The sequence below is a fragment of the Aeromonas sp. s11 genome, from assembly GCF_040907945.1.
Classification (GTDB): Bacteria; Pseudomonadota; Gammaproteobacteria; order Enterobacterales; family Aeromonadaceae; genus Aeromonas; species Aeromonas veronii.
This window is the reverse complement of the sequence record NZ_JBFOCU010000052.1, coordinates 1-11162: the sequence shown is the minus strand read 5'-3', so window position 1 is coordinate 11162 and position 11162 is coordinate 1. Positions and strand designations below refer to the sequence as shown.

At 56.7% G+C, this 11162-nt stretch carries 10 protein-coding genes and 2 pseudogenes; 4 read left to right on the top strand and 8 right to left on the bottom strand.

Translation table 11 applies throughout. The features are described from left to right. The 8 genes and pseudogenes from AB5Y84_RS14380 to queA all read right to left on the bottom strand — a co-directional run. Positions 1-152, bottom strand: a pseudogene (locus tag AB5Y84_RS14380) (IS3 family transposase); the annotation flags it as partial. A 108-nt stretch (positions 153-260) separates the two neighbouring features. Then, positions 261-1205 (bottom strand): lipoprotein NlpI, encoded by a 945-nt coding sequence (nlpI, locus tag AB5Y84_RS14375; RefSeq protein ID WP_005351017.1) that lies wholly within the window; start codon positions 1203-1205, stop codon positions 261-263. Between the two features lie 90 nt (positions 1206-1295). Beyond that, a complete protein-coding gene (locus AB5Y84_RS14370) occupies positions 1296-1664 on the bottom strand; it encodes a rhodanese-like domain-containing protein (RefSeq protein WP_019446086.1) in 369 nt (122 codons plus the stop codon). An 84-nt stretch (positions 1665-1748) separates the two neighbouring features. Further along, positions 1749-2696: a protein translocase subunit SecF gene (secF, locus tag AB5Y84_RS14365; protein WP_005337322.1), complete on the bottom strand. Its 948-nt coding sequence runs from the start codon at positions 2694-2696 to the stop codon at positions 1749-1751. A 10-nt stretch (positions 2697-2706) separates the two neighbouring features. After that, positions 2707-4560, bottom strand: a complete 1854-nt coding sequence (gene secD / locus AB5Y84_RS14360; protein WP_005337324.1) for a protein translocase subunit SecD — start codon at positions 4558-4560, stop codon at positions 2707-2709. A gap of 18 nt (positions 4561-4578) precedes the next feature. Next, the gene (gene yajC / locus AB5Y84_RS14355; protein ID WP_005337327.1) at positions 4579-4914 is read right to left on the bottom strand and encodes a preprotein translocase subunit YajC; all 336 of its coding nucleotides are present in this window, start codon (positions 4912-4914) and stop codon (positions 4579-4581) included. Between the two features lie 52 nt (positions 4915-4966). Continuing rightward, the gene (tgt, locus tag AB5Y84_RS14350) at positions 4967-6103 is read right to left on the bottom strand and encodes a tRNA guanosine(34) transglycosylase Tgt (protein ID WP_005337329.1); all 1137 of its coding nucleotides are present in this window, start codon (positions 6101-6103) and stop codon (positions 4967-4969) included. 74 nt (positions 6104-6177) lie between these two features. Continuing rightward, positions 6178-7230 (bottom strand): tRNA preQ1(34) S-adenosylmethionine ribosyltransferase-isomerase QueA, encoded by a 1053-nt coding sequence (gene queA / locus AB5Y84_RS14345; RefSeq protein WP_021229691.1) that lies wholly within the window; start codon positions 7228-7230, stop codon positions 6178-6180. Positions 7231-7442: 212 nt separating this feature from the next. Between queA and AB5Y84_RS14340 the strand changes: the two genes are divergently transcribed. From AB5Y84_RS14340 to AB5Y84_RS14325, 4 genes and pseudogenes are all read left to right on the top strand, one after another. Then, complete coding sequence (locus AB5Y84_RS14340; RefSeq protein WP_368177218.1) at positions 7443-7889, top strand: CBS domain-containing protein; 447 nt, start codon at positions 7443-7445, stop codon at positions 7887-7889. Between the two features lie 692 nt (positions 7890-8581). Beyond that, positions 8582-9148, top strand: a complete 567-nt coding sequence (gene ahpC / locus AB5Y84_RS14335; RefSeq protein WP_368177217.1) for an alkyl hydroperoxide reductase subunit C — start codon at positions 8582-8584, stop codon at positions 9146-9148. A 123-nt stretch (positions 9149-9271) separates the two neighbouring features. Continuing rightward, positions 9272-10852 carry an alkyl hydroperoxide reductase subunit F gene (gene ahpF, locus AB5Y84_RS14330; protein ID WP_368177216.1) on the top strand — a complete coding sequence of 527 codons (1581 nt, stop codon included), beginning with the start codon at positions 9272-9274 and terminating at the stop codon, positions 10850-10852. Between the two features lie 121 nt (positions 10853-10973). Beyond that, a pseudogene (locus tag AB5Y84_RS14325) lies at positions 10974-11162 on the top strand (IS3 family transposase); the annotation flags it as partial.

Below are 11162 nucleotides of genomic sequence, written 5' to 3'. Positions count from 1 at the left end.
CGCAACCATACCAGAACGGTGGAGCGGCCCTGAATGCCATAACGCACCTGAGCCTGTTTGTAGGTGAGCTCGCCTTTTTCAATCTGCTCGACCAGTGCCAGTTTAAAAGTCAGCGAGTAATCGCGCTGTGTCCGTTTCACACCTTGTCCCATCGGGTTCTCCATTTATTGGGAGGAAAGGTGTAAACCATATTCAGGACGGGACACGCCCAACAAAAAGGCCTCATCGCGAGGCCTTTTTTACCACTATCTGGCAGTGGTTCAGGAGGGCTGATCACCCTTGTTACGAGCGCTCTGGGCACCTGGCGGCAAGGGTTTGCGCGCCATCAACTCCAGTTCCAGCAGCGCATAGCGGTGCTCGATAAAGTCGTAGACGTTGTTGGATAAGGCCAGCTTGAAGTAGCTGATGGCCTCCTTGCGGTTGCCTTTGCCCAGCTCGAACTTGCCCAGATAGAAGTAGGTTTCACACAGGCGCTCGGCAAGCTCCCGGTTATCCTTCACCCCTTTCACCACGTTGCCCATCAGCTGGGAAGCGTTGATCTCGCCGGTATAGAGGCGAACCAGATCCCAGTTCCAGGCGTCGTCATCGTACTTGTTGAGACGCTCGCGCATCCGGCTCATGGCGGCCGACGGGTCGAGTTTCTGCTCAGCCAGATAGAGCCAGATCACCCGATAGGGGTCTTCCGGCTGCGCCTCGTAGAAACGCTTCATATCGGCCGCGGCCAGCTCGGGACGGTTACCGTAATAGAGGGCGATGCCACGGTTGAGATAGGCATAGTCATAGTCCGGCGCCAGTTCGAGGGCAGAATCGAAGGCATCATAGGCTTCGTCGTAATTCTGCTGCTGTACCAGATAGACGCCGATGAAGTTGTAAGCTTCGGCGAAATCCGGTTTCTCCCGCAGGGCGCGGTTGAAATCGAGCCGCGCGAGGGAACGCAGACCAACCCGATCAAACACCACGGCACGCTCATAGAACAACTCTGCCCGTTGCTCGGTGGTCAGCTCCATTTCACTGAGCATCTGCCCGAGTCGCGCCAATGCCAGCTCGCTTTGGTAGGAGACCTGCAGGGGGGTCGCCAACACCAGTGAAGCAGGCTGCGGCTTGGGAACCTTGGGGGTGTTAACCTGACTGCTACTGCTGCAACCCCACATGGGAAGCAACAACAGGATACCGAGGAGGTATCCAATCCCTTTCCTGACGTTCAATGAACACTCCGACGCTTACGCTTGACCCCGCATATGGTAAAGGTCAACTGCCGCTTTGTCATGTAGCTGTGCCCCTCTACCTCAAATAAATCAGGATTCGACAGGGTATCCGGCATCGCACCAACCGCGAAACCCGCCGTCGACGCTGATCACCTTGCGATAACCCATCTGTTGCAGGTTGTCCGCCGCCAGAATTGAGCGAAAACCACCACCACAATAGAGGTAGAGCTCGGTCTCGAGATCCGGGAACTGGGTCTCGATATCCCGCTCAATCACGCCACGACCCAGATATCGGGCACCGGGCAGATGGCCTTTGGCCCACTCGCTCTCTTCCCGCACGTCGATTAGGTGAAACGTGCGCCCTTCATCCTGCCAGCGCTTGATCTGGTGAACATCGGTTTCGGTGATGCGGGAGCGGATCCCGTCAACCAGCGCCAAAAAACGGGGATTGTGATGCATGACAAACTCCTGTTGTTTAAATCATGTGCGTCAGCAAACGACACGCAGAGATAAGTAAAGAGCGCCATGAGGCGCTCTTTACTGTTACGGCAGGATTTCCTGTTGGTCCGCACCCTCTTTCTCTACCTGGGTGGGCAGCATGTGCTCGCGCTTGACGCCGAGGAACATGGCAAACGCACTCGCCACATAGATGGAGGAGTAGGTACCGAACGCCACACCGATCACCATGGCCACGGCAAAACCGTGGATCAGCGCACCGCCCTTGAGCAGCAGCGCCAGCACCACGATAAAGGTAAGGCCGGAGGTGATGATGGTACGACTCAGGGTCTCGGTCATGGAGAGATCCAGAATGTACTCGGTATCCCCTTTACGCACCTTGCGGAAGTTCTCCCGCAAGCGGTCGAACACCACGATAGTATCGTTCAGGGAGTAACCCACCAGGGTCATCAGTGCCGCCAGTACAGTCAGGTCGAACTCGTACTGGAAGTAGGCAAAGACACCCAGCGTGATCACCACGTCGTGCACCAGGGAGAGAATGCCCCCCAGCGCCAGACGCCATTCGAAACGCACTGCCACGTAGGCCAGGATACAGAGGATGGAGGCCAGCATGGCCAGCGCACCGTCTGTCGCCAGTTCATCACCCACGGAAGGGCCGACGAACTCGACGCGTTTGAGCACTGCGCCCTCATCGAGCTGCTTGGCCGCCGCCAGCACTTCGTTACCCTGTTGTTCTACCTTGACCCCCTCTTTCGGGGTCAGGCGGAACAGCACGTCACGGCTGGAGCCAAAGTGTTGCAGGGTTGCCCCTTCAATCTTCTGCTCTTCCAGAGCGTCGTGGATCTTGTCCAAGCTCACCGACTGCTGGAACCCCACCTCGATGGTGGTACCACCGGTAAAGTCCAGACCCCAGTTCAGACCCCGATCAAACAGGAAGAACAGGGCTACCACCATCAGCACGGAAGAGAAAACCACACCCGGCTTGGCATAGCGCATAAACGGGATCGGTTTTTCAAAATGTAGAATCTGAAACATCTCTCTATCCTCAGATGGGCAGCTTGTCGATACGCCGTCCACCCCAAGCCAGGTTGATAATGGCACGGGAAACTGTGATGGCAGTAAACATGGAGGCGGTCAGACCAATGCCCAGCGTCAGAGCAAAGCCCTTGATGGCGCCAGTACCGATACCGAACAGGATCACGCAGGTGATCAGCGAGGTCACGTTGGAGTCGGCGATGGTGGAGAATGCCCGATCAAAGCCCAGATGGATGGCTTGCTGAACACCGCGACCGTTGCGGATCTCTTCACGAATACGCTCGTAGATCAGTACGTTGGCATCCACCGCCATACCCAGCGTCAGGACGATACCGGCGATACCCGGCAGGGTCATGGTGGCACCAGGGATCATCGACATGATGCCGACAATCAACACCAGGTTCATACAGAGCGCCAGGTTGGCAACCCAGCCGAACGCGCGGTAGTAGATCCCCATGAACAGCACGATCACCAGCATGGCCCAGCCGATGGCTTCCATACCGCTGTCGATGTTCTGTTGACCCAGGCTCGGGCCAATGGTGCGCTCTTCCACGATCTGGATCGGGGCGATCAGGGCACCGGCACGCAGCAGCAGCGCCAGGTTGTGGGCTTCGTTGGCGTTGTCGATACCTGTGATACGGAACTGGCTGCCAAGACGCGACTGGATGGTGGCGACGTTGATCACCTCTTCCTGCTTGCGGAACTTGCGCTTGCCATCCGGCCCCGGTTGACCGACCGGCTTGTACTCGATGAAGACGGTCGCCATCCCTTTACCGACGTTGTCCTTGGTAAAGTTGGCCATCTTGTTGCCACCCTGGCCATCCAGCTTGATGTTGACCTGGGGACGGCTGTACTCGTCGAAACCGGACTGGGCACCCACAATGTGGTCACCGGTCAGGATCACCCGCTTTTGCAGCACCACGGGACGACCGTTGCGATCGTTGTAGACCTTGGAGCTGGGCGGGACACGGCCATCGGCCGCAGCCTGGATGTCGGCAGTCTCATCGACCATGTGGAATTCCAGGGTCGCGGTTGCCCCCAGGATCTCCTTGGCGCGGGCGGTATCCTGAATACCGGGCAGTTCAACGACAATGCGCTCGGCGCCTTGCTGTTGTACCAGCGGCTCGGCCACACCCAGTTCGTTGACCCGGTTACGGATGATGGTGATGTTCTGCTCGAGGGCGTACTTCTTCACTTCCTTGATCTTGGCTTCGCTCAGACCAGCCAACAGGATGAACTCATCCCCTTTCTGCTCGGTAGTGAAAGTCAAATCAGGGTTCTGACGACGCAGATGAGAAACGGCGCGTTCCTGATCGGCTTCGTCACGGAAGATCACCTGCACCTGATCTCCGACCCGGCGTACGCCGGAGTAACGGATCTTCTGGGTGCGCAGCTCGGAGCGGAAATCCTGCACCATCTGCTCTTGCTGCTTGGTCAGTGCTTCGGCCATGTCCACTTCCATCAGGAAGTGCACACCACCGCGCAGATCAAGACCCAGCTTCAGAGGCGCCGCACCGATGGCTTCGAGCCAGGCGGGAGTGGAAGGTGCCAGGTTGAGTGCGGTAATGAAGTTGTCGCCCAGCTTGTTGGCAACGATATCGCGCGCCTTCAGCTGGTCTTCAGTGTTCTTGAAACGGATCAGGATAAAACCGTGCTCGAATGCAGCATGTTTGACCGGGATCTTGGCCGCTTCAAGGGTCTCTTTCACCAGATCAAGAGTATCTAGCTTGACTTCGGCACCACGGCTGGCAGAAACCTGCAAAGCCGGATCTTCGCCGTAAAGATTGGGGGCTGCATATAGAAAACCGATGGCGATCACCAGGATCACCATCAGGTATTTCCACAGCGGATAGCGATTCAACACGCTGTGCTCCTTGGGAGATTAAAGGGACTGGATAGAACCCTTGGGCAGAACGGCAGAGACGAAGTCCTTTTTGATGGTGACTTGAGTCTGGTCGTTCAGGGCGATCACCAGGTAATCGCTGTCTGCAGCCACTTTGGCAATTTTGCCAACCAGGCCACCGGAAGTGAGCACTTCATCACCCTTGGACAAGGAGCTCATCAGATTGCGGTGATCCTTGGCACGTTTGGCCTGGGGACGATAGATCATGAAGTAGAAGATCAGGCCGAATACGGCCAGCATGATGATCATTTCCATACCACCACCCTGTGCACCCGGTGCTGCGCCTTCTGCATACGCCTTGGAGATAATGCTCATTTAACAACCTCTTATTGATGTAGATTTAAAAAAACAAAATTATATGTTGTTGTTATTTAACGTCATTTTCAGCTAACGGAGGCACAGGCTTCCCTTGCCGACGGTAAAACTCTGTTACAAAGTCGTCTAATTTACCCTGCTCGATCGCGTCCCGCAAACCCTGCATCACACGCTGGTAGTAACGCAGGTTATGAATCGTATTCAGACGGGCACCGAGGATCTCGTTGCACTTGTCCAGATGGTGCAGGTAGCTGCGGCTGTAGTTCTTGCAGGTGTAGCAATCGCATTCGGCATCCAGGGTGCTGGTGTCGTTGCGGTGCTGGGCATTGCGGATCTTCACTACGCCATCGGTGGTGAACAGGTGGCCGTTGCGGGCGTTGCGAGTCGGCATGACGCAGTCGAACATGTCGATACCACGGCGCACCCCTTCCACCAGATCTTCCGGCTTGCCGACACCCATCAGGTAGCGCGGCTTGTCAGCCGGAATTTTCGGGCAGACGTGCTCGAGGATACGGTGCATGTCCTCTTTGGGTTCACCCACCGCCAGACCACCGACCGCATAACCGTCGAAACCGATCTCCAGCAGCCCCTTGAGGGAGACATCACGCAGATCTTCGTAGACCGAGCCCTGGATGATGCCGAACAGGGCATTCTTGTTGCCCAGCGCATCAAACTTGTCGCGGGAACGCTTGCCCCAGCGCAGGGACATCTCCATGGACTTGCGCGCTTCTTCATAAGTGGCCGGGTACGGGGTGCACTCGTCGAAGATCATCACGATGTCGGAGCCCAGATCGTACTGGATCTCCATGGACTTCTCGGGGTCGAGGAAGATTTTCTCGCCATTGATGGGGTGACGGAAGTGGACGCCCGCTTCAGTGATCTTGCGAATATGTCCCAGGCTGAACACCTGGAAACCACCGGAGTCGGTCAGGATCGGGCCCTGCCAGTTCATGAAGTCATGCAGATCGCCGTGGGCACGCATCACTTCCTGACCCGGACGCAGCCAGAGGTGGAAGGTGTTGCCCAGCAGGATCTGGGCGCCGGTTTCACGCACTTCTTCCGGGGTCATCCCCTTGACGGTGCCGTAAGTCCCGACCGGCATAAAGGCCGGCGTTTGTACCACACCACGTTCGAAGACCAGTTGACCGCGACGGGCACGGCCGTCGGTGGTTTTCAGTTCAAATTTCATTGCTACCTCGGCTGCGTCAGATAAACAGTCTGACAATAGGAGGGCCGCTCACGGCCCGGTAAATAAGCTGAAGCTTATGCTTCAACCTGGCGACGGGTGACGAACATGGCGTCCCCGTAGCTGAAGAAACGGTACTGACCGGCCACAGCTGCCTGATAGGCCGCCATCACGTTGTCATAACCGGCGAAGGCGCTGACCAGCATGATCAGGGTCGACTCCGGCAGATGGAAGTTGGTGACCATGGCATCGACAATCTGGAACTTGTAACCAGGGAAGATGAAGATATCGGTGTCACTAAAGAAGGGCGCTAGCGGTTTGCCCTGCGCCAGGGTGACCTTGGCCGCGCTCTCCAGCGAACGGACCGACGTGGTCCCCACCGCGATCACCCGACCACCACGGGCACGGGTGGCCGCGATGGCATCCACCACCTCTTGCGGCACTTCCGCATACTCGGAGTGCATGTGGTGATCTTCAATCTTCTCTACCCGCACCGGCTGGAAGGTCCCCGCCCCTACATGCAGGGTGACGAAGGCCGTTTCAACCCCTTTGGCCCGAATTTTCTCAAGCAGCGGCTCATCAAAGTGCAGACCGGCGGTCGGGGCCGCGACGGCGCCCGGCTTTTGATTGTAAACGGTCTGGTAGCGCTCCTTGTCGGCATCCTCGTCGGGACGGTCGATATAGGGGGGCAGCGGCATGTGGCCGATGGCCTCCAAAATCTCCAGCACCGGACGCGGGTCGAGGAAGTGGATCTCGAACAGAGCGTCGTGGCGGGCGCGCATCTCGGCTTCAACGCCACCATCCATGATCATCCGGGTGCCGGGCTTAGGCGCCTTGGAGGCACGGACATGGGCCAGCACGCTGTGCTCGTCCAGAATGCGCTCGACCAGTACCTCCAGCTTGCCGCCGCTGGCCTTCTGGCCAAACATGCGTGCCGGAATGACACGGGTGTTGTTGAATACCAGCAGGTCACCCGGATTGAGCTGATCCAGCACATCCACAAATTGACCGTGGCGCAGGGCGCCAGTTTGACCATCGAGCTGCAACAGGCGGCTGGCGGTACGCTCTGCCATCGGATAGCGGGCAATCAGCTCGTCTGGCAGATCAAAATGAAAATCGGATACTTGCATCTTTCACCTCGGGGGGAATCGGCGGCTAGTCTAGTTATCCCCATCTTCCAAGGCAACCCAAAAGACCAAAAACCCAAGAGAGACAAGGGGTAGCGAGCAATATTGAGACACACCTCCGGTTAATGATTCTTTAATGTTCTGTATTGACCCTGATCATGTTTTGCCAGTTGGGGCTGGGCTAGGGTGAAAGCAGATACACAAGGAGGCCCACCATGATGACCCTATCCGAAATCATGACCGAACACCCCTTCACTCTGGGTCCGTCAAACAGTGTCAAACAGGCGATGGATCTGATGCAGCAGGAGCGGATCCGCCACATTCCCATCGTCGACGAGCAGCATCACCTGCTGGGGTTGGTAACCCTCACCGATATCCTGGCCACCCGGGAATCCAAGCTGCTGCTCATTAGCCCGGAGCGGGAAGCCGAATTTACCGACAGCGTGCCACTCGACGAGATCATGACACGGCAAGTGGCGAGCGTAGATCCTCACGCCGGCATCAAGGAGGCGGCACTCTACCTGCAGCGGCACAGATATGGCTGCCTGCCGGTACTCAAAGGACGCAAGCTGATCGGCATTGTCACCGAGTCGGACTTCATTGCCGTGGCCATCAACCTGCTGGAATTGATGGAAGAGCAGGAACCACCTACCGACTTTTGATAGATTGCTATGTAATTAAATTACAATAAAAGCGTTTTCAGCCGTCAAAATAAGCTGAAATGATGAAACACTTTCATTTTGATTGAAAAATTACACCAAATGCTTGCCTTGTGATCTGCGTCACACTATCATCCCTCTCATGCAATAGTTGCCGAGGGGGAGACGAGGGATTGTGCACCCATTATCTTCCTCTCATATGTCTGCAAGTTTGCACACCCCGTAGTTAGTCTTTGCTGTAAAGCATTTGTTTATATAGCCATTCCTTGTTTGATGACCCGGCCCTGTCGTTGCGATAGCGCCGGGATTTTTTTATCTGCGCTTTTCGGCTTCCCCCTTACCAGCACATCCCCCATCGCTGCGAGCAGCGGCCTCAACCTCCTGCGCCACCCGTTTGCACCACCGTTTATCTCATCGCGTCATCGTGGATCTGCACACCCCTTCTTATGCCTTGAAAAGGCGATGTAGCGCACAGATATTGAACCACGACAAGGAGTTATCTCAGTAGGCCAGAGATATTCATGTTAGGTACAGCCATAGTGAGCTATCTAATAAGTAGATTTAAGCGATTCAAAATTGCGGCTTTTATCGATTAGCGGAAGCCCCTATGATGAATCCATCGAAAGTTAAGCGCCTCGTCTGGCAAGACTCTTCAACACCAGACCGGCATATGTACATCACCAAGGAGCAATTACATGTCTATCTACATCAACACTGAAATCAAGCCGTTCAATGCTACCGCCTACCACAATGGCAAATTCGTTCAGGTGTCTGACGCTGACCTGAAAGGCAAGTGGTCCGTGGTCTTCTTCTACCCGGCTGACTTCACCTTCGTTTGCCCGACCGAGCTGGGCGACCTGGCTGACAACTACGCTGAATTCCAGAAACTGGGCGTCGAGATCTACTCTGTCTCTACCGACACCCACTTCACTCACAAAGCATGGCACGACACTTCTGACACCATTCAGAAGATCCAGTACCCGATGATTGGTGACCCGACTGGTACCATCACCCGCAACTTCGGCGTGATGATCGAAGAAGCTGGTCTGGCTGACCGCGGTACCTTCGTAATTGACCCGCAGGGCATCATCCAGATCGTCGAGATCAACGCCGGCGGCATCGGCCGTGACGCACTGGAACTGCTGCGCAAAGTCAAAGCAGCCCAGTACGTTGCCTCCCACCCGGGTGAAGTGTGCCCGGCTAAATGGAAAGAAGGCGAAGCCACTCTGGCCCCGTCCCTGGACCTGGTAGGCAAGATCTAAGCCTCCCGCTTCCAAGACCGGCCCGCATAAGGGCCGGTCTGCTTTCCGGCATTTCCAAATAGGCCTGAAAGCAGACCGACTCACATTTAATGCCAACTCGCCATTACAAGAAGGAATTCGACCATGTTGGATACCAACCTCAAACAACAGCTGAACACCTATCTGCAGTACATCGTCAATCCCATCGAGATCAGCGTGTCCGGCAACGACAGCGACAAATCTGCAGAGCTGCTGGCACTGGCCAGCGAGATCGCCGAGATGTCCCCCAAGATCACCCAGACCTCTGGCACTGCCGCTCGCAAACCTTCCATGAGTGTCGCGCCGCAGGGCCAAGCCCCGCGCGTTCACTTTGCCGGCATCCCCATGGGTCATGAATTTACCTCTCTGGTGCTCGCCCTGCTGCAAAGCGGCGGCCACCCCTCCAAGGCCGATGCGGCCGTGCAGGAGCAGATCCGCAATCTCAAGGGTGAGTTCCACTTCGAGACCTATATCTCCCTCTCCTGCCACAACTGCCCGGACGTAGTACAGGCCCTCAACCTGATGGCGACCCTGAACCCCGGCATCACTCACACCATGATCGACGGCGCCCTGTTCCAGGAAGAGGTCGCCGAGCGTCAAATCATGGCAGTACCGAATGTTTACCTGAACGGCCAACCGTTCAGCCAGGGCCGCATCTCGCTGGAAGAGATCGTCGCCAAACTCGACACAGGTGCTGCAGAGCGCAAAGCCGCCGAGCTGAATGAGAAAGATCCCTACGACGTGCTGGTTGTCGGAGGTGGCCCGGCTGGCGCCGCAGCAGCCATCTATGCCGCCCGTAAAGGCATTCGCACCGCCATAGTGGCCGAGCGTTTTGGTGGTCAGGTGATGGACACCGTCGGCATCGAGAACTTTATCTCCGTGCCCTATACCGAAGGCCCCAAACTGACCGCCAGCCTGGAGCAGCACGTCAAAGAGTACGGCGTTGAAGTGATCACCGAGCAGCGCGCCGCCGCCATCAGCAAAGATGGATATGTGAACGTGGATCTCGCCTCTGGCGCCACCTTGAAGAGCCGCGCCGTGATCCTGGCTACCGGTGCCCGCTGGCGCGACCTGAACGTACCGGGCGAGCTTGAGTACCGCACCAAGGGTGTGGCCTACTGCCCGCACTGCGATGGCCCCTTCTTCAAGGGAAAGCGAGTGGCGGTGATCGGAGGCGGTAACTCCGGCATCGAGGCAGCGATCGACTTGGCTGGCATCGTCGAGCATGTGACTGTGGTGGAGTTCGCCGACACCCTGCGAGCCGATGAAGTGCTGCAGAAGAAGGCTCGCTCCATGGGCAATATCGACATCATCATGAGCGCTCGCACCACCGAAGTGATCGGTGATGGCAGTAAGGTGGTCGGTATGGACTACGAAGATCGCACCACCGGTGAGATCAAACACCTGGCGGTGGCGGGGATCTTCGTCCAGATCGGCCTGGTACCGAACACCGAGTTCCTGAAAGGGAGCGAGATTGCCCTGACCCGCTTTGGCGAGATCGAGATCGATACCAAAGGGGCGACCTCCCTGCCCGGCGTCTACGCCGCAGGGGATGCCACCACGGTACCGTTCAAGCAGATCATAATCTCCATGGGTGCTGGTGCCACCGCCGCACTGGGTGCGTTTGATTACCTCATCCGCAACCCGGCGCCGGAAGCGACCAAAGCTGATGCTGTGACCGCCTGATAAACCCAGCGCAACAAAAAGCCGACGCCCGATGAAGTAAACACGAGCGTCGGCTTTTTTATATCTGCTGTCCCGTCCTGAATATGGTTTACACCTTTCCCCCCAATAAATGGAGAACCCGATGGGACAAGGTGTGAAACGGACACAGCGCGATTACTCGCTGACTTTTAAACTGGCGCTGGTCGAGCAGATTGAAAAAGGCGAGCTCACCTACAAACAGGCTCAGGTGCGTTATGGCATTCAGGGCCGCTCCACCGTTCTGGTATGGTTGCGTAAACATGGTCGGCAAGATTGGAGCCAGGGGGCTTCT

Bases quoted from the DNA above. Each gene is read 5' to 3' on its own strand.
- tgt (WP_005337329.1), bottom strand. From the start codon at position 6,103: ATGAAATTTGAACTGAAAACCACCGACGGCCGTGCCCGTCGCGGTCAA.
- AB5Y84_RS14370 (WP_019446086.1), bottom strand. From the start codon at position 1,664: ATGCATCACAATCCCCGTTTTTTGGCGCTGGTTGACGGGATCCGCTCC.
- queA (WP_021229691.1), bottom strand. From the start codon at position 7,230: ATGCAAGTATCCGATTTTCATTTTGATCTGCCAGACGAGCTGATTGCC.
- ahpC (WP_368177217.1), top strand. From the start codon at position 8,582: ATGTCTATCTACATCAACACTGAAATCAAGCCGTTCAATGCTACCGCC.
- secF (WP_005337322.1), bottom strand. From the start codon at position 2,696: ATGTTTCAGATTCTACATTTTGAAAAACCGATCCCGTTTATGCGCTAT.
- ahpF (WP_368177216.1), top strand. From the start codon at position 9,272: ATGTTGGATACCAACCTCAAACAACAGCTGAACACCTATCTGCAGTAC.
- yajC (WP_005337327.1), bottom strand. From the start codon at position 4,914: ATGAGCATTATCTCCAAGGCGTATGCAGAAGGCGCAGCACCGGGTGCA.
- AB5Y84_RS14340 (WP_368177218.1), top strand. From the start codon at position 7,443: ATGATGACCCTATCCGAAATCATGACCGAACACCCCTTCACTCTGGGT.